This is a genomic window from Vibrio sp. H11 (genome assembly GCF_004804295.1).
Taxonomy (GTDB): Bacteria; Pseudomonadota; Gammaproteobacteria; order Enterobacterales; family Vibrionaceae; genus Vibrio; species Vibrio ostreae.
The window spans coordinates 384,826-411,711 of record NZ_SSHN01000002.1 but is presented as its reverse complement, the minus strand read 5'-3'; the positions used below and the strand labels follow the sequence as shown (position 1 = coordinate 411,711).

General features: G+C 46.1%; 21 protein-coding genes. 7 read left to right on the top strand and 14 right to left on the bottom strand.

Annotated elements, in window-relative coordinates; translation table 11 throughout:
- The first annotated feature begins 789 nt into the window (after window positions 1-789).
- The 4 genes from E6C74_RS04610 to E6C74_RS04590 all read left to right on the top strand — a co-directional run bounded on the left by E6C74_RS04610 (window position 790) and on the right by E6C74_RS04590 (window position 4,894).
- Complete coding sequence (locus E6C74_RS04610) at window positions 790-1,176, top strand: transcriptional regulator (RefSeq protein WP_025542011.1); 387 nt, start codon at window positions 790-792, stop codon at window positions 1,174-1,176.
- A 616-nt stretch (window positions 1,177-1,792) separates the two neighbouring features.
- Window positions 1,793-2,575, top strand: a complete 783-nt coding sequence (locus E6C74_RS04600) for a metallophosphoesterase (RefSeq protein ID WP_031428771.1) — start codon at window positions 1,793-1,795, stop codon at window positions 2,573-2,575.
- 490 nt (window positions 2,576-3,065) lie between these two features.
- A complete protein-coding gene (locus E6C74_RS04595; RefSeq protein ID WP_062851242.1) occupies window positions 3,066-4,427 on the top strand; it encodes a type II toxin-antitoxin system HipA family toxin in 1,362 nt (453 codons plus the stop codon).
- On the top strand, window positions 4,412-4,894 hold the full coding sequence (locus E6C74_RS04590) for a helix-turn-helix transcriptional regulator (protein ID WP_029786578.1): 483 nt from the start codon (window positions 4,412-4,414) through the stop codon (window positions 4,892-4,894). The genes E6C74_RS04595 and E6C74_RS04590 overlap by 16 nt, the downstream gene beginning before the upstream one ends.
- Before the next feature lie 474 nt (window positions 4,895-5,368).
- On the opposite strand, the gene E6C74_RS04585 is transcribed toward E6C74_RS04590, so the two are convergent.
- From E6C74_RS04585 to E6C74_RS04565, 5 genes are all read right to left on the bottom strand, one after another.
- Window positions 5,369-6,253, bottom strand: coding sequence for a DUF2220 family protein (locus E6C74_RS04585; protein WP_136483516.1), 885 nt, complete (start codon window positions 6,251-6,253; stop codon window positions 5,369-5,371).
- Complete coding sequence (locus E6C74_RS04580; RefSeq protein WP_136483515.1) at window positions 6,250-9,045, bottom strand: hypothetical protein; 2,796 nt, start codon at window positions 9,043-9,045, stop codon at window positions 6,250-6,252. Before E6C74_RS04580 ends, E6C74_RS04585 begins: the two co-directional genes overlap by 4 nt.
- Window positions 9,039-9,608, bottom strand: a complete 570-nt coding sequence (locus E6C74_RS04575; protein WP_136483514.1) for a DUF4194 domain-containing protein — start codon at window positions 9,606-9,608, stop codon at window positions 9,039-9,041. The genes E6C74_RS04580 and E6C74_RS04575 overlap by 7 nt, the downstream gene beginning before the upstream one ends.
- The gene (locus E6C74_RS04570; RefSeq protein WP_136483513.1) at window positions 9,598-10,875 is read right to left on the bottom strand and encodes a hypothetical protein; all 1,278 of its coding nucleotides are present in this window, start codon (window positions 10,873-10,875) and stop codon (window positions 9,598-9,600) included. Before E6C74_RS04570 ends, E6C74_RS04575 begins: the two co-directional genes overlap by 11 nt.
- A 538-nt stretch (window positions 10,876-11,413) precedes the next feature.
- Window positions 11,414-12,298 (bottom strand): LysR substrate-binding domain-containing protein, encoded by an 885-nt coding sequence (locus tag E6C74_RS04565; RefSeq protein ID WP_276605440.1) that lies wholly within the window; start codon window positions 12,296-12,298, stop codon window positions 11,414-11,416.
- A 160-nt stretch (window positions 12,299-12,458) separates the two neighbouring features.
- On the opposite strand from E6C74_RS04565, the gene E6C74_RS04560 reads away from it, so the two are divergent.
- A complete protein-coding gene (locus E6C74_RS04560; RefSeq protein ID WP_168796960.1) occupies window positions 12,459-13,721 on the top strand; it encodes a D-amino acid dehydrogenase in 1,263 nt (420 codons plus the stop codon).
- A gap of 503 nt (window positions 13,722-14,224) precedes the next feature.
- The gene (locus tag E6C74_RS04555) at window positions 14,225-15,775 is read left to right on the top strand and encodes an alanine/glycine:cation symporter family protein (RefSeq protein ID WP_136483511.1); all 1,551 of its coding nucleotides are present in this window, start codon (window positions 14,225-14,227) and stop codon (window positions 15,773-15,775) included.
- An 86-nt stretch (window positions 15,776-15,861) separates the two neighbouring features.
- Here the strand turns inward: E6C74_RS04555 and E6C74_RS04550 are convergent, their stop codons facing one another.
- From E6C74_RS04550 to E6C74_RS04530, 5 genes are all read right to left on the bottom strand, one after another.
- The gene (locus tag E6C74_RS04550) at window positions 15,862-16,776 is read right to left on the bottom strand and encodes a LysR family transcriptional regulator (protein ID WP_136483510.1); all 915 of its coding nucleotides are present in this window, start codon (window positions 16,774-16,776) and stop codon (window positions 15,862-15,864) included.
- A 50-nt stretch (window positions 16,777-16,826) separates the two neighbouring features.
- The gene (locus E6C74_RS04545) at window positions 16,827-18,023 is read right to left on the bottom strand and encodes a M20 aminoacylase family protein (RefSeq protein ID WP_136483509.1); all 1,197 of its coding nucleotides are present in this window, start codon (window positions 18,021-18,023) and stop codon (window positions 16,827-16,829) included.
- A 118-nt stretch (window positions 18,024-18,141) separates the two neighbouring features.
- A complete protein-coding gene (locus tag E6C74_RS04540; RefSeq protein WP_136483508.1) occupies window positions 18,142-19,455 on the bottom strand; it encodes an MFS transporter in 1,314 nt (437 codons plus the stop codon).
- 362 nt (window positions 19,456-19,817) lie between these two features.
- Window positions 19,818-20,762: a bile acid:sodium symporter family protein gene (locus tag E6C74_RS04535; protein ID WP_136483507.1), complete on the bottom strand. Its 945-nt coding sequence runs from the start codon at window positions 20,760-20,762 to the stop codon at window positions 19,818-19,820.
- A gap of 267 nt (window positions 20,763-21,029) precedes the next feature.
- Complete coding sequence (locus tag E6C74_RS04530) at window positions 21,030-21,626, bottom strand: GPR1/FUN34/YaaH family transporter (RefSeq protein ID WP_136483506.1); 597 nt, start codon at window positions 21,624-21,626, stop codon at window positions 21,030-21,032.
- 476 nt (window positions 21,627-22,102) lie between these two features.
- On the opposite strand from E6C74_RS04530, the gene E6C74_RS04525 reads away from it, so the two are divergent.
- Window positions 22,103-22,459 carry a GtrA family protein gene (locus E6C74_RS04525; protein WP_136483505.1) on the top strand — a complete coding sequence of 119 codons (357 nt, stop codon included), beginning with the start codon at window positions 22,103-22,105 and terminating at the stop codon, window positions 22,457-22,459.
- 102 nt (window positions 22,460-22,561) lie between these two features.
- Here E6C74_RS04525 and E6C74_RS04520 read toward each other — a convergent pair whose 3' ends face one another.
- The 4 genes from E6C74_RS04520 to E6C74_RS04505 all read right to left on the bottom strand — a co-directional run bounded on the left by E6C74_RS04520 (window position 22,562) and on the right by E6C74_RS04505 (window position 26,869).
- The gene (locus tag E6C74_RS04520; protein WP_136483504.1) at window positions 22,562-23,287 is read right to left on the bottom strand and encodes an outer membrane protein OmpK; all 726 of its coding nucleotides are present in this window, start codon (window positions 23,285-23,287) and stop codon (window positions 22,562-22,564) included.
- Between the two features lie 496 nt (window positions 23,288-23,783).
- Window positions 23,784-25,250 carry an alanine/glycine:cation symporter family protein gene (locus tag E6C74_RS04515; protein ID WP_136483503.1) on the bottom strand — a complete coding sequence of 489 codons (1,467 nt, stop codon included), beginning with the start codon at window positions 25,248-25,250 and terminating at the stop codon, window positions 23,784-23,786.
- Window positions 25,251-25,393: 143 nt separating this feature from the next.
- A complete protein-coding gene (locus tag E6C74_RS04510) occupies window positions 25,394-26,329 on the bottom strand; it encodes a nucleoside recognition domain-containing protein (RefSeq protein ID WP_136483502.1) in 936 nt (311 codons plus the stop codon).
- A gap of 57 nt (window positions 26,330-26,386) precedes the next feature.
- On the bottom strand, window positions 26,387-26,869 hold the full coding sequence (locus E6C74_RS04505) for a RidA family protein (protein ID WP_206208375.1): 483 nt from the start codon (window positions 26,867-26,869) through the stop codon (window positions 26,387-26,389).
- Window positions 26,870-26,886 lie beyond the last annotated feature (17 nt).

Here is a 26,886-nt window from a genome sequence, read left to right as displayed (position 1 = left end):
TAGACCACAGAAAATTGCTTCTTGAAATCGCACTAGACCAAGAGCCTTTAAAGAAATAATAAATCAAATACAATAACTTAAAGACATACCCATCTAGAAGAGGATCACTCCTAGACTATAGAAATTTGCTTTTAGAGAGCGCTCGTAGACCTTAGGTCGCTGAATCGAAAGGGGGTCGATGTGAATAGGACATCGTTGTTTCTCTTGACCTCTCGATCATGAAAGTGGCGTCCTCTGGTATCGTTGTTTTCCTTGACCTCTAAGATAGATTTTTGAATCGTTACCCAACGATGTTTATGATCGATCAAAGGTTACGTCATCGCAACATATCACAATTCCCATTACTATCAGTCAGTTAATGACAATTTGCAGTACTTTGGCATCGTTGTTCTTCTATTCCATCTAACCACTCACGTATCTCGTTCTGCTCGCTCCTGCACCTTGGCTTTTATGGTGAGGATCGCTCATAGACCACAGAAAATTGCTTCTTGAAATCGCACTAGACCAAGAGCCTTTAAAGAAATAATAAATCAAATACAATAACTTAAAGACATACCCATCTAGAAGAGGATCACTCCTAGACTATAGAAATTTGCTTTGAGATCGCTCGTAGACCTTAGGTCGCTGAATCGAAAGGGGGTCGATGAGAATAGGACATCGTTGTTTCTCTTGACCTCTCGATCATGAAAGTGGCATCCATTCGCATAACGAATATATCTATCCACTTTTTCTTTCAGAACAGCGTCGTATACACTAGGGTTCTATTACTTCGTTCTGAGAAGGATACTCATGAAAGCTCGCATTGGGGTTGCATCGGAAGATCTCATTCGTAGGCACATGATTAATTTGGCCGCAGGCAACATTAATCATAGCAAGCATCTCCCCACATTTTGGTTCACGTCACTCAAAGAAGCTTCAAAGCTACTATGTAATGAGAATATCGAACTAATGCTTCTGATCAGTAGAGAAAAGCCTGAAAGCCTAGCTGAGCTTGCGGAGATTAGCGGTCATCATATCCGCGAACTCTCACGAACACTCGACGACTTATCATCAAAAGGATTCATCCAGTTCGAGGAAAAAGGCAACGCTTGCCGCCCTATTGCTGTATTTACTGACTTTGAGATTATTCTCGGCAAAGAATTAGAGATTACACTGCAAGAAGGCCATCTTGCTTGATACCCACCACTCGTTGCTGCGGCGCATGCCGCTTACTTAGCACAGCTTTATGCTGTGCAGCCTCGAAAAGGGGTTGCTCTTAATACTTCCCGTCTAGGCCAACTTGATAGTCATCAATGATCTCTTCCAGTTTTATTTTGAGTGCTTAAGTTACTTCAACTAGCTTATCAGTGTTGGTAGAGATAGCGTGATCAAGCAAGTCAAGAAGTCCATTTAGCGCAACCTCACTATCCTTTGATTCGGCTTGCTCGTTATCACTTTTTTAGCCTTAACCTCGTTCTTCATATCAGCCTCACTCATAAAAATGCCTGTAGTAAGGACGGTTGTAGCACAATTACACTCTCGCCAGCCTCTGAGAAGTTGCCTCAGCAAAAAACCTTAATAATTTTCAATAAAAATTATTAATTTCAAATGGTTATAAACCACTAAGATTTAGACACTAAAAGTTAGTGTCTAAATCTTAGTGCCGATAAATCAAACAAAGCGTCCAGTCATTACCCTGCATAGAAGCTCCACTTGAAGCTACTGGTGTTAAAATACTTAGCGTATATGCTCACTTCTCTAATCCAACTAACCAATGTACCATGGAGTCAATCAATCTTAAGGCCATGATAGTTTGAAGTTTTACGTTGTTTCTGACCTACACTTGGATATTCACGGAATACGCCGCGATTTTTGGCATGACTTCGATAAAGAAGCCACGTTGGTCGTTGCTGGTGACACGGCAAACGGTCTATCAGGCATAGCATACGTAAAGAATGTACTTTGCCGCCACTTTAAGGCGGTCATCATGATTGCAGGAAACCATGAATGGTATAGCAATACGAGTAAATCCTACCGATATACAAGTGAGTACGAATCTAGTACTAACTCAGGTTCTCTCAACGTTTCTAAGAGTTCAGTATTAGCAAAGCTTAAGGCTCATAGCGATACCACTGAAAACCTGTTCTTTTTGAATAATGAGTCGATTGAGTTGGACGGATACACTATCTTCGGTGGAACCCTTTGGTTTCCCATTCACACCTATTCGGTCGAGCTTGTAAATGCATATTCTGAGTTGATGAACGACACTAAGTTTATTGGCAGCTCTATGATTGAAGAGCAGCACAAAGCATTCATTAACAACTTTCCAGAGAAAGTTGATCTAGCAATATCTCACCACCTTCCCTCTAAAGAAGCTTTTGCTTTCGAGCAAAATGCCAGCAGCGATTATGCTCCGTATTATCATGCAGGATTGAGTAATGAGTTGATCTCAAGAGCTAGGTATTGGGTTGCAGGGCATCAACATGATGCTGTAGAGAAAGTGATCGCTGACGGTAGTACCACATTCATTTCTAACCCCAAGGGTTCTGTCCGCTTAACCAGTGGATTACTTACTAATAAAGCTTATTACCTATAAGAGCTAGCCAACACTTCGGCATCTGAAAGTCCGCTAGGGCTTTCTCACTTCGCTCATTGCTCACCTTGTGAATAAGACCCTAGGAATTATGTACAGGTTCATCATCTATCTGCACAGCAAACAACACTTTTATGCGCATTAAAAAGTAACGTTCAAACACTTTTACGCGCATTAAAGTGTATTAACTGTATTTTTGTATGTAGCAGCCATTCTTAATCTCCTCATTCACTTTGTTCATTTAAGGCAACTGTTCATTTATTATGGACAACCTGCATAACTGAACAAACAATTAACGCCCCACTCCCTATAGCAGCTTTCATAGCTAAAATAATCCATTCTGCTCATCAACAATTTTGACTTACAAGCCATGCGTAATCATTTACTCATAAAGAGCCTCGCCACACATTAATGAGTAAATTTTTACTCATAACTTGAAAAAAAATGACTTTAAGAGTAAAGTTTTACTCATTGATAAGTAGAGGTGTTGTCGATGGAAGAACTAACCGTACAAGCTTTTATCAGAGGTGAATGGATAGATATTGGTATCATCTCATTCCCTAAAAGTAGCCAACATAATTTCCGAGTGACTGAACTCAACTACCTCAGCGACTATGCGCTAGAACATCACGATAAAGATGACTTTCACGCTGTTTCACTAAACCACCCTGTCTCATTCTTTTTTGATGACATGGGTAAACCTGGATGGTTAAAGTTTCTAGACGATATTATGCCTAGTGGCGCTAGTAGACGATACTGGGTCAAACACCTAGATATTGAAGACCTTAGTTCTGATGAACAAGACTATGTTTTGCTCAAGTTTGGCACAATGTCGCCTATCGGTAACTTAAGAATAAAAGACTCTCTTCCTGAGCGCTACGAAGTAGCAGACAACCTCTACTTCTCTGTTGATGATGTTAAAAATCGAGCAGGTGATTTCCTCGACTATGCACAGCAAAGAGGGGCAGCCGCAGGTGGTGCAACAGGGGCTGGAGGTGAAGCGCCAAAACTGATCCTCCGATGTGGTTTCGATCATGGATCTGGCAGCGAAAAAATATGGATTGACCCATACCAAGATGACAATAGCAACCACGACTTACATTACTTAGTAAAGTACCCTAGAGGCTCAAGAAGCACCATCGACTGTAATATTCTAAGAGCTGAGTTCTACTTCTACCACGAGCTAACTGAAATGGGAGTTGAAACGATCTCCACCGACGGTATGCGCTTGGAGGAAGGATTAAACTACCCTTCCTTGTGGCTTCCTCGATTTGATGTTCAAATTATTGAGCAACAAATAGAGAGATTTGGCATGGAATCTGTGTATTCCATTTTGAACAAAGGCGCTGGGGTCACTCTTGATCACGAAACAACAATCCGAACTCTCATAGAAAAAATTACTGAAAGCAATATGGTTAAACACCAAGGGTATAGGTTTGATACCCAAGCTTTCGTCATTGAATGGGTGAAGAGAGATCTACTCAACATCTTGTTTGGTAATAGTGATAACCATGGCAGAAACACTTCATTCTTAAAAGGTGATGGAGTCATAAAGCTTGCTCCCGTTTACGACTTCGCACCAATGAAAGCTGATCCTGAAGGCATTCCAAGAACAACAAAATGGAAAGCCCCACTAGAGGTTGGCGGAACTTACGACTTCGTAGGAATAGCGGACACCTTATCTGATCTCGTGCCAAAAGAAGTGTTATTACAAGAGCTAGAGGTTACTGCAAGTAAATGCATTGATTTAAAGCAGAGACTAGCATTACGAGGAGTACCAGAACAAATCTTAGAGATGCCAGCCGTTGGACTTAATCATATATCAGAAAAGCTCACTAAATGGGGGCTACTATGAATAAGCCAAGCAATAAAGAGTCCGTACAAGATACCGTTGCTCGTCTAAGAGCAAACCGAAATCAACATCAGCCCAAGACTGGGACGGATGCAACTCATTCGACCAAAGAACGATCGCAACTTAATACTCCGACTAGATCGAAAACCTCAAAAAACGCCAAAGCAGTAAGTGCAGCAGAACGCAAAACAGAGGCAAACAAAATCATCAAACACTTGTTGCTTGGAGAGCTAACACAAGGCCAAGCGTTAAAAAGTTTACGCATTAATATACTGGGACTCAAACAGGATGTGTTCGCAAGACTTGTAGATGTCTCAAGAAAAACACTCTCAGATATAGAGAATGATCGGGGCAGCTACAATACAGAGATTCTCAACAAGGTATTCAAGCCATTTGGCTTAAAAGTCGGAATGCTACCGTCTTCTCCCGATGTGTTAAAATCGCTACTAATAGATGGTGAGGCTGGGTAAAATACTCAGTATCAGCGCTATTGCTTTAGATTAAATTGCTATAACAAGCTAGCATTTTTAAATGATTTAGTAATACATGGACGCGGGTTCAGTTCCTTTTGAAGCAGGAAATTGATGTAACATTTGATGCAACACCAAATTGGTAACATCGTTATAAGTTACTGAATTTATGAAAAGTGAGAAACCATTTCAACTCCCCCCAGCCACTAAACATGCTGAGCTCGCTCCGTTTTTCAGCAGATGTACCTTTGAAGCGTGATTCTACTCCATAGAATTTTGGGATTTTAGCCAAAGCTTTTCGATTAAAGTTTGGCCATTTATTTCGACGTGTGAGCGCTCACCGATTTCCATGATAATTTTGATAGTGAGAGAATATGAAAAACCAGGTCCGTGGGCAATGTTTAGATAAGGTTATACGATTGTGCGCTAAATCCATGGTCAAAAGTGCTAAATTTGTCGTTATTACTCACAGAGTTAAAGCTCACCATTCAGCCAAACCACCTCTTGTTCTAAGGCTACCCCCTGCCTCTTCATTGCTTGTATGAGTGCTTTTAACTCATCTTCCTGTTCGAGCCATTGGCCAGCATTCCGCTCAAAGGACTCAAACTCTCGTGCAGTATCAATCCAGAGTTTATTTTGCCCATAGCGAGTTAATAAGGTGCGCCAATTTGGCATCAGCCAAAAAGTAACTCTATCTTCAAGCTGCTCTTTTAAGCGGCGGTAATTGTTCAGCCCTACGCCATCATAATCAGCAAATAAATAGATTAATGGAGACCGCTGCGGGGTAGCCAACCAATCGATCAACTTATTGTGCAGTTGGCCGCGATACCAAATCACGCTGGTGGGCTCACAAGTGGGCAGCCAGTCAAGCCTATCAAACAACTCTTGGTTCTCCACAAGCCAGATAGGATGTTCGCTGTACAGTTCATGATTTTTGTCGCCGCCGATTTCTAGCGCAGCAACGCCAAATTCTTCGCTCGCTCGTTGTAACTGTTCAGTTGGTCTATCTCTGTCATACCAATTAGGCTGAGCCTGGGTCTTGATTAATACATGAGTGACATCGTGGGTGATTCTTCCCTGTTTACTACTTCGAGTGCTGGCGATATTCGCTGCTCTTGGCGGAATAGCTAATGATAAGTCTTGATGTGGTGACAATTGCTGTAGAGTCACGGTAACGACTGCCAGGTCTTCAATGCGGTAGGCAACGCCTCGGCCGCTAGGTGTCATTCGCACGCTGTGAGTCTTTCGGCAAAATTCGTCGAGTTGTCGCTTCTGCGCAGTCGTCATTGTGCTCGCTGCAATCGCGTCTGGATGTGCGTTCATGAGCCGTTTTAAGGCGGCAATCAATGGCTGGCTCATTGTGGTGCCTCCGCTATTGGCTGAGTCACAATATTATGGCTTTCGATGGGCGACAATAGCTGCCAGCTATTACGGCTAATGACGTTTTTACCATTTACTTGGTGAATCGGCACACAATACCGAGCGGTGGTTAACGGCGCCGGCGAGGCAAAAATTAACGCGAAGCCAAATTGCTCTGCTATCTCGATTAAGTTGGCTTGATTCTTGGTATCCAATGCCAACGCCTCGTCTAAATAACAGACTGCTTTCATTTGGTGGCGTTTGTCTTGCATTAGGTGCAGCATGGCAAGGCCGGTGACTAACTTCGCCATCAATACCGTGCCGTTAGACGCAGCGCTATCAATATCTTCAAAAGATTCTTGCTGCTGCCCCTGTTTTGCCACGACAAATTCAAGCCTGAATAAGTCTGCTACTCTTAATCCTTGGCGAGCATTGCCCTCTTCAATTAACGTATTTTTCGCCCGCTCTAGATCTGCATCATCTAAAATGCTCGCTTGATCGAACAAATCGAAACTCTGCCCCGATTCTGTCTGCTCTGCTTGCTGGATCAACACATTCATCGCTGCCACTAGCTGACTTTCCTCAACCGGTTCAATTTTAAACGTTTTTAAATCCGAGAGTTGTCTATGAGTGATTAACCGATTGAATTCTTTCATTTTACTTTGCAAAGCAAGCAGGCCACTACGTAACTCTCTTAAGCTCGCCGTCACATTAACCACCGCAGAACGCGCTTTTCTCTCTAACGCTTGTTTTTCGTCGTCTAAACAATGGCTAAACTGAATGATGCCTTTTAGCTCTTCGTCTTGAGTGGATGCCATTTGAAACTTAGTGAGCCCTTTCTGGGCCAACTCATTTTTCATTTGTCGTAGCTCTTTAGAAAGGTTATCCAGTTCTCGGCAATCGTTGGTGAACTGTTCAAGACGAATGGGAAGATACTCCAGGCTCCACTCTTCAGTGGCTATCCATGGGGTATGAGGCTGTTCCGACAGCGCCGTAAACAGGGGTTGGTCATCCATTCTTTGCTCTTTAAGCAGTTCAACACGTTTATTATCTGAAGTTAACTTATTGAGCTTTTCCGCAGTCTTGTTGATTTGTTCTATCAGCGTTTGATAGCGGCCCTTAGCACTTGCTAAAGCACTATTAATTGATGCGATCTCCTGCTCGATATTGGCTTTTTCTTCTATACGTTGGGGCTGATTAGCGGTGAGTTGCTCGAGTTGCTGATAATCGATGAGCGCCTTTTCACACTCTTTCACGGCTCGGTGTAACTCGTTCTTTTTCTTTTCAGCCGCTTCTCTTTGCTGACTGATCTCTAGCAATTCTGTAAGGCTATTTATCTGCTGATTGACACTATCTAGCTCCTCCACCAGCTCTTGTTCGGTCTTTTGAACATGTTGAGGAATGAGCTCATCAAGGGATAACGTTAAACCAGAAAGAGTGAGCGACGAAGCAGCTTCATCACTCAGCACTTCTCGAAGCTGATTGATATCGAGTGAATAGTGTGAAGGTGAACGCTGCATCACTTGCTGACTCAGCACTTTGTTCAGTTTTTCTAGCTCGTGCACTTTGAGCCATTTGGAGAGATGAAGAAACAAATTGTCGTCTAGGGTTTGCCGTTGAGTTTCCAACCTTTGGCGCTTTTCTGTCCGTTCTTTTAACTGTCTGGCTAAATCTGATGAAGACGAGCGTTGCGATTGAATACATAACGCTGCCTGTTCTTCATATCTTTGTTTTGCTAGGTTGAGCTGGCTCTCTAAATAGACTTGATTCGGAATCAACGCAAAACGAGCTTGGAGCTCTTGGTGCTGCTCTTCGGTACGTTTTAGATCAGTGAGCTTGTTGTTTAACCCACTGCGTGCTTCAACACGAGCAATATCTTGGTTATGTAACTCATTTTGCTCTTCTTCAAGCTGATGCTTTTGTGTTGATAATTTTTCTCTCGTTGTTTGAACGTGACCATGCCAATCTTGCAATAATTGGTTCACTTTGGGTTGTGACGACGCGATTTTGCCTCTTAGCGACAATGTACGTTGAAATTTATGCTCCAACTCTTCGATGGTCGCAAGATTATTCACCGCCGCTAGATACTGCTCTCGCTCTAAGTTGATATCCTGAAATGCCTTCTCCCATTCTTGCTTAAAATCGATACTCGCATTGGGTAGCTCGCGGCTAAAAATCTTGAGCAGATAGTCTTTTACATCACTGGAATTCAGCTTATCCAATCTGAGCGTTTTTGTGAGCACTTGCTGGTAAGAGCGTGCATCGCTTACGTGTTCAAGTTGGAATACCGTAAAGTCGATGTCACCGCTCTTCTTACTCTTTGCACCACCGTAAATCAAATGACGAAAATCTCTGTCATTGTATTGATAAACTCTGTGCTGGTGGCTGGCTAGATGGTTGACCAGTTTGGGTTGGGTAACAGTATGGCCATCCGCCAAACGGTAATCATCCAGGTTTAATTCGCCTTTGTAGGCAAAGTATTCATAATCGTGGCCTACGCCCTTGCCAACGCAGCCGAAAACAACCGTTCCGGTTTGAGGAAGTATGACTTCAAGCAAAATGTAAGCGCTGTTGTTTGGGAAATAGAAACGACGGGCTTTTTCGACGGTGTGAGAACCAAAGTCCATTCTTCTTTGGTCAATGATCAGTAGAAATTGGAGGGCGTTGATTAAACTGGTTTTACCATGATTATTTGGCGCGATTAATGACACAGAATCATCCAGTGGGAGTTCTGCTCTCTGATATCCAGCACTGCCAATTAATGCTAGACGTTGAAAGCCGTAATTTAACATGATTCACCCTCCTCATCGGTGAGTACATCGCTGACAGAGGTTTGCTCGGTAATCGCCTCAAAGTGGTCTAGGTAACGATATACCGAGGGCAATAAGCGCCAATGGTTGTTTTCTTGAATTGCAAAGCCTTTTCGCACAGCATTTTCGAGGATTTTTACCAAGGCAACGTGATCTAACTCTTCTGCATCCAACAATCCTTGATGCTTTTCATAGACCTCATTCAGCACTTGATTGTCAATGGTCCACTGGTAAAACTGACTCAACGAACGCCCATTATCCGCTTGGTAATCAAAAATCACCATAAGCAAAAGCGCGAGCTGTCGCGATTGCTTATTGATGTTTTGAGTCCCTTCATCGTCATGAAACCAAGCAAAGCCACGGCCATCTATCCGTAGATCAAACCCTAGGTTAGAAAATAGATGTCGATACTGTTCCGATTGCTGTTCGAGTTCATACCACAGAGCTGCATCTGTCGAACGGTTCAGGTGTCGACCTGAATTGAATAAGTTGAATAGTTCTGTGAGATGTGTCAGCTCGGCTAAGTCGAGTTTACTATTTTGCATTATCCATATCCTTTGCACTTGTTGAGCGAGTCAAGGCCGTAAGTTGATGAGGATGATAGGCTACAGAGACGGTGCTGAGCGCTGTGATACAAGGATTTGGGCCCAACAGGCTTTGCCATTGTGGTTCTCGCACCAGTTCATGATAGAGACGGAGTAATTCGGTATCAGGTAAATAGCGATAGTGTGTCGTTAACCAAGTCATGAGATTCTCAACTGGCAATGCTTCTGCAAGTTGTTCACGCAATCGCTGTTCATCGATCCAATTAACTAACAGGCTATCAGAGCGCTCTTCTTCATCCGGAAAAGGAATTGAATTAGGTTCAAAACTCAAAAATTCAGCCATCAGTTCACGCACTTGGTTTCCAATCTGAATTTTATTGGTACGACTGGCTTTCCATAATGGTAACCCGACTGTATTTAACCCTCGAACTAGGCCCTTCTTACGAACTTGACTTATTTGCTTGCTAATCACAGCAGAAAGCTGGTTATGTAGCCTCGCTTCCTCTCTCAGCGGTAACAAGGTAACTGCGCATTGCTGAGCGATGACCCGCCCTTGGTACCGAAGATCTTTGACTTGATAGGCAACCTGACGCATTGCTAACCTTTGCCGATACAAAGAACCGCGAATAGCCAGAGTGTCAACGGCTTTGTCTAGTGCTTCTTCTGCTTTTTCTAACAATGGGTAGAAGCTGCCTCCAAGACCGCTATCCATCATTTCATTCATGGGTTCAACGTATTGGTCGTACACTTCTAGCACTTCACGATAGCGGCGTTCAATTGGCACACTGGTGTCTGCTGATTTAGCCGCCTCAGCAATGTCAAAAATGGCTTGCTTGTCTTGTGTTAATTGTTGGGCAATCTTTCTCGTCAGCTCTGACAATTGGTTAGCGCCTGCACGCAGTAAATCATTATCGGTGTCTTCAAGCCCCTTTAATACCTGACTCGTCGCGTTTTTGATTGCCTCAACGCGAGCTTTAAGTACCGCAGACAAGCCAAGCTCATGCTCCTGGGTCAAGCCACGTACAAAATCTACCACCAGCGTGTTGAGTTGATAGTCGCTACTTCGGCTAATAGGCTGCAAAATGTCCGCATTGATCAGACTAGTCAGCACAGTGTTAGTATCTGCATCTTTGTTTTTATACTGGTTGATCACTTGCTCAAGGATACGGAGCTCAAACGCAGGGAAATCCCGTGAAAGCCGGGTTAACTGCTCAACCACCTCCCAGTAACGGTGTAATTGAAAAACAAGACTTTTAGGGGCAACCATCTCTCTACCTTATTCACAACGTTCTAGACTTTGATTCACCAAAACTAAGCATAGTTTGAAACTAAGTTCATAATGTCCACTAAATGGCGACAGGTAAACACTGAATACATAAAGATGTCGAATAACTAGACAGGAATCTAACAATGAGTGCATGGCCAATTCGATGGGATCTGCTGTTTCGATACTGAATGATTGAGATTATTGCGTCATGGCAAGATCGCTTGATTGTATTGCTTCCGACACCGTTGCCGCCGAGGGTTTTAAATCCCGCCTGCCGTTTATTGTTTCCGGTTACCGTTCACCACTCGAGTGCTGCGGTGTCGGCCAAGCGTAAATACGATGTACACAGACTCCGTCCAGCTGGAAATATGGCGACATCAGCCTGGCGGGCCGTCGCCAGCGAAAGGCCAAGATAACTCCCAACAGCCGATTAAGTTCGAATCACCTGCGTGCACGTCTCCCGGTGGCCGTGTCACCACTCCACAATCAGCACCGAGTGGTTGAACACCCAATGACGCCACGACAGCCGCACTGCGCCTTACGCGCCGATTTGCTGTTTCAGCCAGTCTCTGAATACCCGGGTGGTCTCATTGGCGGTATGAGTAATGAGAAAATAACCAGCGTTGGCCGCGATGGGCTCAAACGGCGTCACCAGTTTGCCGCTCTCCAGCTCGGTGGTAATCAGCGCCATCCGGGCCATCGCGATCCCCACTCCCGCTTCCGCCGCCGACATCGCCATATCAGTACGGTTAAAAAAGTGGCCGCGCTGGGTCGCCAGTTCCAGCCCCATTTCCGAGGCCCAGTACAGCCATTCAAAATCGCGCGGCGCTTTAGCCCAGGGCATGGCATCGTGCAGCAGTACCACCTCTTTCCAGCCGGATGTAAGACCAAGGTCAGGGTGTCCGGCAAGATAAGCCGGGCTCATCACCGGCAGCAGCGATTCAGCCATCAGTAGTTCGGCGTTGGCTTTCGGATAAGGTAACGGACCGTAATCGATCGCCAGGTCAAAGTCACGCCGGTCACTGTCAACCAAGGCGCCTTCAGCAAACATCTGAATCTGAATATCCGGATTGTGACGATAAAAATCATCCAGCCTCGGCACCAGCCATTTAAACGCCAGAGACGGGGTCAGTTTGAGCCGGATCTCCTTACGGTTATCGCCCTGACTCAGGCTTTGCACTGCTGAATCGATTTCCTGAAAACTGCGCTGTACTACGGTCAATAACGTCTGGCCGGCTTCGGTCAGACGGACACCGCGCGAATGCCGTTCAAACAGACTAAAACCTAACTGCTCTTCCAGCTGCAACAATTGCTGACTAATCGCACCGGTTGTCAGATGCAGATCTTTCGCTGCACTGCTGAAACTCGGGTACTGAGCGACCTGCATAAAGGTATATAACGCGGAAACACTTTGGCTTTTCAGCCTGTCACTGTGTTTTTTTGAGTGATGACTCGATGTATTCAATATTGCCTGCTTATAGAATTTCTAAACACTGGTGATAATTTTTATCGATTGTTAACAAAAGGTAAAGCAAAGAAACTACGCCCAATACAAAAACAGCCAGTCACATAGGAAGTCAATGATGGAAGTTATCGTTTTAGGCAGCGGCGTCGTGGGTTTAACCTCAGCATGGTATCTGTCACAGGCAGGACACAGTGTCACGGTGATCGATCGCCAGGCACGCAGCGCAGAAGAAACCAGTTTTGCCAACGCCGGTCAGATCTCTTACGGCTACTCTTCACCATGGGCTGCGCCTGGTATTCCGCAAAAAGCGGTAAAATGGCTGTTTGAAAAGCATGCTCCACTCAAAATCAAACCATCGCTGGATCCAAAACTGCTCGGCTGGATGACGCAAATGCTGTCCAACTGCCAGTTGTCGCGTTACCAGGTTAACAAAGCCCGTATGCTGGCGATTGCCAACCACAGCCGTGAATGCCTGAATCAGCTTAACAAAGAGCATAACGTGCAGTACGAAGGTCGTCAGCAAGGTACACTGCAGGTGTTCCGTGATGAAAAACAGCTGGTTGCGATTGAAAAAGACATGCGCCTGCTGGAAGAGAGTGGCGTGCGCTTTGAACTGATGAATGTTGACAGCTGTATTGCCCAGGAACCGGGCCTGGCCCCGGTCAAAGACAAGCTGGTCGGCGGCCTGTACCTGCCGGATGATGCCACCGGTGACTGTTACCTGTTCTGTCAGCAGATGACTGAGCTGGCCAAAGCTCACGGTGTGCGTTTTGAATTCAACACGCAAATTAAAGCACTGGCTAAAGAAGGCAATAAGATCGTCGGTGTCCAAACCGATAAAGGCCTACTTAAAGCCGATGCTTATGTGGTCGCTATGGGCAGTTACTCGACGTCATTGCTAAAACCAATAGGCATTGATATTCCAGTCTATCCGGTCAAAGGCTACTCGCTGACTGTGCCGATCACCAATCGTGAACTGGCACCGAAATCGACCATCATGGATGAGACCTATAAAGTCGCGCTGACCCGTTTTGATAACCGGATTCGCGTCGCCGGTACCGCAGAATTGGCTGGTTTTGATCCGTCTATTCCGACCGCACGCAAAGAGACCATCGAAATGGTGGTACGCGATCTGTTCCCGCAGGGAGGCGACTTCAACCAGGCAGAATTCTGGACCGGCTTCCGTCCGATGACACCGGATGGCACACCGATTATTGGCAAGACTCAGTTCGATAACCTGTTTACCAATACCGGCCATGGCACGCTTGGCTGGACCATGGCATGTGGTTCTGCCCATCTGCTGGCCGATATTGTCACTCGTGGTGAAGCTGCGATTGATACTAAGGGCCTCAATGTGTTCCGTTACCAGAGCGCCTCTTAAGTCGCTTTGTCCGTTTGACCTGGTTGCCGGTGCAGCCAGGTGAACTGTTGAAGTGTTTGATCGGTTTAGCAGCACAACCGGTTAACTTTGACCCGTATTTACCGCACTAAGTCTGTTAAAAATGTTGCCTGAGTGGCTGGCCTCCCTCGCTTTCTGCTCAGGCACATCAGCCCGAACCGCGTAATCTGCCCGGATAGGGCGCCATTTTAGCGTCGCAGAACGATCCTCTACTGTTCTCTCACCGACAAGTATAGTCATATCTACCAGTTACTTATTCATCAATAGTGATATCATTTGCTTTATTAAGCAATTACGCACCAATTTACCATTTATTAACCAAAAACTAATAAAGCATAGCATTAATTTAACATTTACCTAGCATTTCGTGCTCTAGCTCACGCTACTGCGCTTTCCCAGACAAATCAGTTAACATTTAAATTACAAAAAGATTATTATGTTGAACGGAAAAACTAACACAACTTTCTAATAACAGGGAAATATTCATGCAGTCATTTGTTGATTTTCTGAACGGAATCATCTGGAGCCCGGCACTGATTTATCTGTGTCTTGGCGCAGGTTTGTTCTATTCAATCCTGACCCGTTTCGTTCAGGTGCGTCACTTCTTTGAAATGTGGCGTTTGCTATTGTCAGGCAAAAGCTCCTCTAAAGGGATTTCTTCATTCCAGGCACTGGCCGTATCACTGTCCGGTCGTGTCGGTACAGGTAACATCGCCGGTGTGGCAGCGGCTATCGGTTTCGGTGGTCCGGGGGCGGTATTCTGGATGTGGGTAGTGGCCTTCTTCGGCGCAGCAACCGCCTACGCAGAATCCACTCTGGCGCAGATTTATAAAGAAGAAGACAACGGTGAATTCCGTGGTGGTCCGGCTTACTACATTGAGAAAGCCATGGGCCAGAAATGGTACGCCTGGATCTTCGCAATCTCGACCATCTTCGCGTGTGGCGTACTGCTGCCGGGTGTTCAGTCCAACAGTATTGGTAATGCGGTTGAAGCTGCATTTGGCTCAGGTGACATGATTAACACAGCGATCGGCACGTTCAGTTTTGCAAAAATTCTGACCGGTACTGTGATTGCCATCATGCTTGGCTTCATCATCTTCGGTGGCGTAAAACGTATTGCCAGTTTCACCCAGATCGTGGTGCCATTTATGGCTCTGGCGTACATCATTACCGCTTTCGTGATCATTCTGCTGAACATCGGTGAAGTACCACGTATCTTTGCCATGATCATCGGCGATGCCTTTACACCTATGGCAGGTGTAGGCGCGGCGATTGGCTGGGGTGTGAAACGTGGTGTTTACTCGAACGAAGCCGGTCAGGGTACAGGTCCTCATGCCGCGGCGGCGGCAAGCGTAGAGCACCCGGCTCAGCAAGGTCTGGTGCAATCCTTCTCTATCTACATTGATACCCTGCTGGTTTGTTCAGCAACAGCGTTCATGATTCTGATCACGGGTGCGTACAACGTACACGGCGGCGCAGAAGGTGTGTTCCTGGTTCAGAACCTGGCCGCAGATATCAGTGCTAACGGTCCGGTCTTTACTCAGACCGCTATCGAAACCGCCCTACCGGGCGTGGGTAAACCATTTGTTGCCTTTGCACTGTTCTTCTTCGCCTTTACCACCATTCTGGCTTACTACTACATTGCAGAAACCAACATCGCCTACATCCGTCGTACCTTTAAAGTTGACGGCCTGATGTTCATCCTGAAAATCACCATCATGGCGGCGGTATTCTACGGCACGGTGAAAACGGCTAACCTGGCCTGGGCAATGGGTGACATTGGTGTTGGCCTGATGGCGTGGCTGAACATCATCGGTATTCTGATCATCTTCTTCCTCGCCAAACCAACCATGGCGGCGCTGAAAGATTACGAAGATCAGCAAAAACAGGGTGTGGATGAGTACATCTTCAACCCGGTAAAACTGGGCATCAAGAATGCGACTTACTGGGAAGAGAAATATCAGCGTAAAACGGGTAAATCCCCGCATACAGCAGTTGAAGCCAGCTCGGAAACAGCACAAGAAACTTCAATCTGATAACAGCTGATTAAAATAATAAAAGCAGTGGATTACACAAAACCAAGGGCCAGCAATGCTGGCCCTTTCTTATTGGATCGAGAGCGCTATGAGTGATTAAAGTCAGGATAAATATCGCGCATGTCCTGCAATATGGTATCAAACAGCGTCATCGCACTCTGAGTCATAATTTCCCGCTTCGGACGCACCATAGAAATCACACTGTCAGGAATGTTGTCCAGCAGCGGCACCACCGCAAATTCGTTCTTGATATAATCCAGATCGAGCGATTCGACCGAAAACAGCGCGGCAAAATCAGCAGTCTGGATCAAAGCACGGGCCAGTGTCATTGATGTGCACTCACGAATGCGTGACGGGATAGGTAAACCGTTGACCGAAAAAAGTTGATGGTGATAAGTATTCGGGTCATCCGGCGCATCCAGTGTCAGCCATTCGCTCTGGTGCAATGTGCGCAGCGAGCGGGTATTGCACAGCGGATGCGACTTGCGCGTCACGACCACATTCGGAATACGGCAGATAGCCTGCCATTCCAAAGCGCTGTCTATCACCGGAATCTGCGAGGTAATGGCAAAATCAACCCCACCCTGGCGCAATTGATTAAGCAACGGCGCCGGACGCAGTTCAATAATACGCAGCGTTACTTCCGGATAACGCTGCATAAATGCGTTCAGGCTGGTGGTCAGCGATTTGATCAAAGACGCCACCGGCGTTACGCCGATGGTAATACTGCAATTGGATACCCCGCGCATGGTATCGATGTCCTGTTTGGCACGCCGTGCAGTCTCGTTCATCATGCGGGCATAGCCGAGCAGACGCTCACCATAAGGCGTGAGTGTCAGACCGCCGGAAGTACGTTCAAACAGCGCCACCCCGTATTGTTGCTCCAGCTCTTTAATCGCTTTGCTCAGAGCAGGCTGAGTCAGGTGTAACTGCTCGGCGGCCGTTTTCAGGCTGCCGGCATTACTGACCGCCAGAAAGGCTTTAATCTGATGTAATTTCATCTCGTCCTGTTACCTAATGGCGCCCTGTTCTCAGCCATAGTAAGCCGGTATTAATCTGCACGCAGATAATCACCGACCAACCGGACCCAACAGGCCGCACCTATCGTTACTAACTTATCATTAAAATCATAGCCCGGATTATGCACCGAGCAGCCATGCCACTCGCCTAATCCGTTCGCCAGGGTAAAATAACAACCCGGACGCTGCTGCAGCATCCAGGCAAAATCTTCGCTGCCCGGAATGACCGGCGCGTCATCGCCGGCCACATTGTCATCACCCAGCACGGCTTGCACCGCCGCACGCGCTGCCAGCGTTTCCGCAGCCGAGTTATGCACAGACGGAACCTGGCGCAAATACTCCACTTCGCCGCTAATCCCAAATGCCTGACACTGACCGGCAACAATTTCGCGAATGCGTTTTTCAATCAGAACCTGATTAGCAACACTAAAGTTGCGCACAGATAGCGTCATCATCGCATCATTTGGGATCACATTTGGTGTCGTACCTGCCAGAACCTGACCAATACTGATAATACTTTGATCCGCGGGATTGATATTGCGCGACACAATACTTTGCAGCCCGAGAATGATATGGCCGATGGCAATCGTGACATCGTTGGAGAGATGCGGCAGAGCTGCATGACCGCCTTTACCGGTCAGACGTATGGTCACTTTATCGGACGACGCCATAAACACCCCACTGCGTACATCGGCCTGGCCGACTGCCTTACCCGGCATATTATGCAGCGCAAAGATGGCATCACACGGAAAGCGCTCAAACAGACCATCTGCGATCATGGCTTTGGCGCCCGATAATCCCTCTTCATCCGGCTGAAAAATCAGATTGAGCGTGCCATCGAACGACCGGTGACGCGCCAAATGATATGCCGCCGCAAGCAAGATGGCAGTGTGGCCATCATGACCGCAGGCATGCATGCGCCCGTCAATGGTACTGGCGTAAGGCAATCCGGTTTGTTCATGAATCGGCAATGCATCCATATCAGCACGAAGGCCGATCGTGCGCGCTGAAGAACCATTTTTCAGCACTCCGACCACACCGTGGCCACCGATCCCGGTATGGGTCTCATAACCCCACTCGCGCAGCAGGCCAGCCACCAGCTCGGCAGTTGCCGGAACTTCGGCACCGAGTTCAGGGTGAGCGTGAATGGTATGGCGGGTCTGGATAAATTGTTCGCAACTGGCGACAAAGTCGGCGTCATTCAACAGAGAGAATTCAGGTACTGTCATCGTCATTTCCTTATGTTGGATTCAGGTTACATCGGCACGGGTTAAGTGCAGCGTTTTACTTATGCGAGCATGTTAACTGCGGCGCTTTATGACTACAGCTCTTTATGACTAAGGCTCTTTAAGACTTAACAACTTTAGCCGGAAAACGGCCCATCGCGATGCAGCTGACCACGATGGCGAACATCAGATAAAAAGCCGGTGCCATCTTGTTCCCACTCCACTCAATCAGACTAGCGACCAATAGCGGAGTAAAACCACCGAAGACGGTTACACCAAAGCCGTAAATCATTGAAATCCCACTGGCCCGGTACTGCTGCGAAAACGCTTCCATGATCAGTACCAGCAGTGACGCATTCGATAACGCAAACAGGGCAATCAACACACCAATGACCAGCAGCGCTTTGACCACAGAAGCATCGCCACCCAGTAACGTGAAGGCCGGATAAATAAACAGGAAGGAACCGAACATGCCGAGCAGCGGCAGTGTTTTTCGGCTCGCCAGACGATCAGCCCATTTGCCGAACACCGGCATCAGCACCATCAACATCAGCCCCGCCATGACAGCGACGGCAAAGGCCGTGGTCGAGGAATAACCCAGCTCTTTGATGAGGTAAGTCGGCATGTAAAACACCTCAATATACATGCAGGCGGTGCCACCCCAAATCATCAGCATACCGGTTAGTATGGTACCGCCCTGCTTGCTGAGTACGGTCTTGAACGGAGTATCCTGCGCTTTTGGGTCAGCCTGATGGGATTCATTGAGATGACGACGGATGTACCAGCCAACCGGACCAATCAACAAGCCCAGTACAAACGGAATACGCCAGCCCCAGCTATGTACCTCTTCAGGTGACAACAGCCCGTTGACGGCAAAACCGACCAGAGCCCCGACCAGGGCAGCCGCGCCCTGACTGGCGATCTGCCAGCTCACCATATAACAGCGCCGCTGATAGTTATCCGATTCCATCAAAGCCGCAGAGGCAGTACCAATCTCTCCCCCCGCCGACAACCCCTGCAGCAGACGCCCTACCACCAGAATAATCGTGGCAGCAATCCCTATGCTTTCATAGGTCGGCGTCAGCGCGATCATCCCGGTTCCGACGGTCATCAGGGTAATAGTCAGGGTCAGTGCCGCTTTACGGCCATACTTGTCGGCATAGTTACCGATCATAACCGCGCCCAACGGTCGCATGACAAAACCGACCCCGAATGTCGCGAGCGAGAGCAGTAAACCTGCGGCAGCGCCACCGACATTGAAAAATAACTCACCGATAATGACGGCAAAAAAGCTGTATACGGTAAAGTCGTACATTTCCAGTCCGTTGCCGAGCGAAATGGCGAAAATGGCTTTACGTGAATCTGCTGTCTTGGCTTGCTGAACTTGGCCTGATGCCACTTCAGCATCAAGTGAACTCGATAGTGTGCTGCTCATGGTGTCCCTTCCCTGTCATTCGTCGCGATTCATTCGCTATCAATGCTATTGATAATAACCATTGCCCAACTTTCCATCACAAACCAAAAGCTAAGCAAATAACTAAAAAGTTAATTCTGCGGGCAGCAAAGCAAACCATAATCGCGCAAAGCGCACTACTTACGGGCATTGGCTCTCGTTGTTTACCAATACATGCTCAACCTGAGTCATATCGCCATATAAACCCTGTAACCATCGACCATTATCATCTATATGTACGTGCACGAACAATTGACTAAAAGTTTTGCCGATAAAAAAAAGGAAACAAAAAAGAAGACCGAAGCCTTCTTATTGTCATGATTGAATATGAGATCCGCGGCGGGCTAACGGCTACTTTCAGCGTCAGGCAGAGCACTCATCTGAGACGTTCGCTTGCTCCAGTATCCTGCCAGTAAAGAGCCGGAAAGATTGTGCCAGATGGAGAAAATCGTTCCGGCCACGGCTGAAGCCGGGGTAAAGAATTTCATCGCCAGAGCCGTCGCCAGACCCGAGTTCTGCAAACCGACTTCAAAGGCGACCGTACGACAAATACTCTCATTAAAGCCTAGCCCCCGGCACACCCAGTAACCCGCGGTAATACCCAAACTGTTGTGCATGATCACTGCCAGCGCCACGATAGGACCAATTGTCTGTAACTGGCCAGCATTCAGTGCCACAACGATAGCGATGATCATCACAATCGCCACCATAGAAATCAAAGGCAGGACAGGTTCCAGTTTTTCGGTAACAGAGTGGAGGAAAACGTTGATCAGCAGGCCAATCGCCACGGGCAACAGCACGATTTTAATCAGGCTGAGTAACATGCTCATCGCAGGCACATCCACACTGTGTCCCGCCAGCAGCTCGACCAGCAACGGGGTAAGTACTACGCCGAGCAGCGTCGAGATAGACGTCATGGTGATCGACAGCGCCACATCGCCTTTGGCCAGATAGCACATCACGTTGGATGAGGTACCGCCGGCCACACTGCCCACCAGCACCATACCTATAGTCAGAACCGGATCGAAACCGAGCAGCAGACTGATCAGCAGCGCCGCCAACGGCATCACGCTAAACTGCAGAATCAGCCCGACGCCAATCGCCTTTTTATTGCTGACAACATTAAGGAAATCTTTCGGTTTCAGAGTCAGGCCCATGGCCAGCATAATAATGGTCAGTAAAGGGACAATCTGGCTTTTCAGGTCGACAAATAATGCGGGAGAGAAATACGCCCATAGAGAGAACAGCACGGCCCAAAGCGGGAAGAGCTGAGTAATAATCCGTAGCATGGTGATACATTCCTGTTGTAGTTTTTAAATAGAATTGTTGTGTTTATAAAACACTCATCAAACTATCATTTAACCATCAACAAACAACCGCAAATTTAGTAGGGGCAAATCATTTTCGGCCGGGATGAGACCAATAAGTCAGTGGAATGAAACGGGTTAATAAGTCGGATTAGACTATTGATCAGCAGATTTAAACCAAGCTATCAAACCGCAGGCATAAAAAAAGCTGGCACCAGGCCAGCTTGTTGTCCGCACTCGTGTCAGCGCTTATGCTGTGATTTCTTGCGCAGCAGGTGCTGACGCTTTTTTCTTCTCGCCGATTGGCAGTACCACACGACCGTATTCGTTGTTCAGTACCTGTGCCATTGCGAAGTACACTGCGCTCGCGCCACAGAAGATACCTTCGAAACCTGCAATCATGCCGATGAATTCATTACCGGTGAAGTCACGAATCGCCAGCAGAGCAAACAGGATAGTCAGAGAACCGAATACCACTTGCTTCGCTACCGGGTAGCACAGTGAACCGATGAACATAAAACCAGTGAAGATGCCCCACAGTGCCAGGTACCAGCCCATGAAAGAAGCCGGGCTTGCAGGCAGACCCATTTTTGGCATCACGATAAGACCAACCAGAGTCAGCCAGAACAGACCGTAAGAGGTAAACGCCGTCGTACCGAATGTATCACCACGTTTAAAGCACATGATGCCAACAATCACTTGGCTCAGACCGCCGTAAAAAATACCCATAGCCAGAATCATTGAATCCAGCGGGAAGAAACCTGCGTTATGAATATTAAGCAGAATAGTCGTCATGCCGAATCCCATCAGGCCAAGCGGTGCTGGGTTAGCTAATTTAGTAGACATCAAAGTTACCTTCAAAAATGTGAATAAAAATTGCGCGCGAATTTTAAATGCCACAAGAATAAAAGATAGATTTTATTTATGCAAACTTAGATTTCATATATATAGCTATTGAGCAACTTAAAACCAAAAGCTACAACATCAGAAAAAATAATTAAAAGTCGTTATAAAACAGAACGTTAAATTACAATCGAGTTGGAACAATTACTCAGTGCCGTACTCATAACTCGTTTCTGTATTTTCACTTACCGTTGCCTGCCCTATATACGGAGCAGCGTTCTATATTATCCATAAAGATAACAGCAATGGATTGCTTATTGGCACTAACATAAATGAAGACAATTGATGATGTACTCACACAGGGTCAGAACAGTGGCGGAGGATCACTTTCTGATCTCAATAACATTGCACTGCAGCGCTGCAACACAAATACTGACAGAACAACTCACAACCTCGGTGACGATAGCCAAAAATGCAGTATGCTTAAACTCTTTGCCAAATACAGCGCGATCGGCATAGTGAATACCGTCATTCACTGGGGGATCTTTGTTCTGTGTGTCTACGGGTGGAACAGTAGTCAGGCAGTTGCCAACCTAACCGGCTTTATACTGACCGCCAGTTTCAGCTTTTTTGCCAACGCCCGCTTTACCTTTCAATCTCAGGCGACCGGGGCCCGCTATCTCCTGTTTCTCGGATTTATGGGCCTGCTATGTCTGGCCAACGGATGGCTGGCCGATCAACTGGTACTGCCACCAGTGCTGACCCTGGTGACCACTTCCCTGCTCAGCCTGCTACTTGGTTTTATCTACACCAAGCAAGTTATATTTCGCCGCTGATCGGGTTGTTGTGTCACGCTGGTTACTGTCTGTTCCTAGAGCGTTAAAGCAACAAGCCCATGACAACATGGGCTTGGTCACAATCAGAATCAACCGCCAGGCTCAGAAGTGCCACTTAACCAATAACGAAGCGTTGCGCTCATTGGCATTATCGATACCAAATTTATTATTCCAGAACGAATACTCGATACCGAGATACAAAGGTGATTCGAGGCCGAGATGTTTACCGGCATTCCATTTGATTTGTGAGGTCCAATTCATCTCTGCCTTGTTAGTGTCCGAGGCGGACGACCAGTCAAGAAAACCATCCCACAGGAACTCTTCTTGCGCAATCGTCACCGGCAGACCCCAGGTCCAGGTCAGCTGCTCATCGTCATCATTATTATCGTTATCGGCTTTATAAAGGTTGATATTGAAATATTTGAAGCCGGGAACATCGAGTGAAAAGCCTACACCATATAGCAGGTTGTCAAACCCTTCCCCAGATTCCCAGGTACTCGCCAGCAGCACATCCTTAACCGGACCGAATGACAGCTCACTGCCGGAAAGATTGCTCAGACTCAGGCGCGGTGAAAACTCCATGTAGTTTTCAGTGGTGCCGTCATCCCATTTCAGCCGATCCATGAAGAAGAAAGTATCGCCCCAGTTATGACCACTGGCATGTTCAAAGGTAAATACCTGGCGATCTTTATCGCCCACTTCATAGTGACTGCCGTTCAGATAAGTCAGGCTGAAATCCTGCCATTTCATTTCAGCCCAAGCCGTTGAAGTAGTCATGGCACTGCACAGGCCAATCAACAAAGTTGTCGCTGCGTGTCTGGTTTTCATCAATTCGTCTTCCTTTACGTAAGTTTTTCAATTATCCCCACCGTGCCCTGCCGCAAGCAGAATGCATCGGTTGGCATACAGATAGCAAAAACCTGACCATATGGTTAAAAACAGAAAAACTAAATAAAAAAACCAACATCATCAATAAGATAAAGAAAAACCATAAACGTCAAAAATAATTCATACAAAAAGTGATTGCATAACTCATGTGCACAATACGCATACCATGCTCTTAAATTGTGCAGAGAAAACAATCATCTATTGGTACGCCATCCAGATAACTATCAACATGGCACAAACGAACGCCGATGTTCAACACGGCCTGCCAGCCGATCAGCGACAGTAGTCACCAGGAAAAATCGATAAAGGTAAGAACATCCGTGCATAAAAAAGCCCATGTAAGCATGGGCCTTTTTGTCAAAACTCGATGTCAGGGAAATTCAATATCAAGTAGCGGAAAATAAACTTATATAACAGCTAGTTAGAAATGTTCTCGTTATCGATACCATGCGCAGAATTTTTTTGATTTTTTTCTGATCGTCGACGTTTTAGATCGCCACGCATTACGGTCAATATCCAAATCGCGGAATTCATCCGGGTTGAATTGGGGATGTTCTATGCCATTTTTCAGTTTTTTTCGGTAATCCCTCAACAGACGCATTGCTGTAGGGAACAGCATTATCAGGACGAGTAAGTTCACAATAGCTAGCATACCCATCATTGGATCTGAAAAGAAAAATACTGACGTTGCTGTTGGAGCTACTGCCCCAATGAATACGATAGCAATAACTGAGATTCGAAGGATATGTAACGCCAGCTTGCTTTTCGATATAAAGGTCAGTGCATTTTCTCCCAAGTAGTAATTGTAGATAATGGAACTGAATGAGAATAAAAGAATCGTCCCCGTCAGATAGTACTGAGCCCAATCACCTAGATGAGACACTAATGATTGTTGTGTAAGGATGGCACCATCAGCAACTGTCTCACCCGGCACATATACGTCACCAAGTAAAATCACGAAAGCGGTGCAACTGCATACAATGATGGTATCAATGAACACAGACAGAGACTGAGTTATTCCTTGGCTAATCGGGTGCGTTACATCCGCTGTTGCGGCAACATTTGGTGCAGAGCCAAGGCCTGCCTCATTAGAGAATAGTCCTCGTCGGAGACCGTTCGCAACCGCTGCTCCCATCCCACCACTTACTACTTCCTCAATACCAAAAGCGTTTTTAACGATTGTTGCAATTACCGCCGGAAGATCAGAGATATTCATAATGATTATGAGTAAAGCAATACCAATATATGCAATTGCCATTATTGGAACAATGACGTCTGTCGTTTTGGCGATACGATGGATACCACCGTATATAATAAAGCTCACTATAACCGCAAGAAATACTCCGGTATAGATACGATCGATACCTAGACTATCTGTAACTGCTCCTGCAACTGTATTACCCTGAAATGCGCTGAAGCCGATGGCAAAAGATGCAATTAAGCATATAGAGTAAACATAAGCTAGCCATTTGTAATCTTTTCCAAGACCATGAATAATCGTCCTTGCAGGACCGCCACGGAAAACATCACCGTCTACTCGCTTATAAAGCTGAGCGAGTGAGCACTCTACTAAGCTCGTCGCCATTCCGATAAGCGCAACAACCCACATCCAAAATACCGCACCGGGTCCACCTAACGTGATAGCAACGGCAACACCTGCAATGTTTCCGCCACCAACACGACCGCCTATCGACAATAAAAGAGCTTCTCGACCAGAGATCGCATTCTGATCCGAAGTTTGGTTTTTAGTTAGTAACACACGGAACATATGTTTGAAGAACCTGAACTGAACAAAGTCAGTTGCGATTGTGAAGAAGAGACCGAATATTATAAGGAATGGAATAAGTGACCAACCCCATGTGAGATCTCCGATTAATCCAAAAAAGGATTCTAGTATTTGCATCAGTATATCCTTGATATATTAATAATTTTATCTACTCATGCTCTCGTTCTAAATAATATGTAGTTTTAATTTTATTATATTTTTTATTTATTTAATTTGTTCTTAATTTTCTCCTCGTTGATTGAGTGTGTTTTTCTTTTTGATTAACTTAAAATTAATAAGTGAAGCAACGCTCTCACCAAAATTCCTAATAATATTCCTGGTATTGCATATTTAAATAGTCGTACAAAACGATAGCTTAGACCCAAAAATATACCTACACCCGGCAAGTCGAATGTATTAACCAGAAATCCGGCGGAGGTATTTATCTGAGTAGCGGACATATTGCCTTGTTGAATCAAATCGGTCGCAACACCTAAATAAGCAGTCCCTCCACCTAGGTATTTTGCCAGAGTGGGCATAACAAACATGGAAGATATATCGACGGCGTTCAACAGAGGCAATAATGTTTGCTCTAGAGCTGTAACGGCTCCTGCGGCTTTGAGAATGCCGACAATAGTAATTGACAAAGTCAGCATTGGAATAGCACCTACCGCTAATCGAATGGCGTCAATGCCAGCATCATTAATCACCTTTATTAAACCACTATGGGACGAACTTTCATTTGACGCTTGGTCTGAAGAATGGCTGTCTTTATCTGATAAATTTCGCCCTGAGAAATACCAAGTCAATGAAGATGCACATAATCCACCAATGATAGAAATGACAATTGCCGCCGTCCAGTTGAGGCCTAAAGGGATCATTGGATAGAGAATATTGCCTTGCGCCATTGCTAATAGCATCGCCAAGGTTGCGGCTAAGTGTCGGTCTGATACACCTCGACTTTGCATAATAGACAATGTAGCAAGTGGAGCCGCGAAACTGATAAAGTTCATCTGAAGTAAGGCGAAGGTGCTCATTCCCGTTAAGCCAAACGGCTTAAAAATTGGAGTCAGCTTCTTAACAATGATATCCATTATCCCCTTTGTTTCCAGTACTTTCATGATACACAGCATGACTATCATGACAGGGAGAAGCGTATAGAGCGCGATATCAACAGAGAACCGACCTGAAGACAGAATAATTTCAATGAATGACATGCTGATTCCTGAAAGATACCTTTACCGTTAAAAGTAGGGGGGTTATTAAAGTTGTGTTTATTTGATGGCGAAGATGGCATCTACCTGAAGAATCATGTTAAAAGGCAGTGAATTAGCCCCCATGACAGAGCGGGTGTGATAGCCCCTCTCGCCTAAAACTTCGACCAGTAAATCAGAGCAACCGTTCACAACTTTGGCATGGTCAACGAAGTTATCGCTGGCATTGACCATACCAAATAATTTAACGACCGAATCAATACGTGATAAATCGCCTAATACATCTTTAGCAACGGCCAGTATTTGTAACCCCACATTGCGCCCAGCCAAATAACCTTCCTGTACGGTAAGATCGTTTCCCAAAGTTCCTGTTATAAATTGCCCATCTTCACTTCTTGGTCCTTGCCCAGAGAGATAAAGCATATTTCCAACTAAACGAGCAGGTTGATATTGACCTGCCGGTTTAGGAGCTGAGGGTAAAATAATATTAAGTGATTCAAGTTTTTTCTCTGGTGATATTGGCATACCAGTCTTCTCAATCATTAGTGAATGTTATTTGA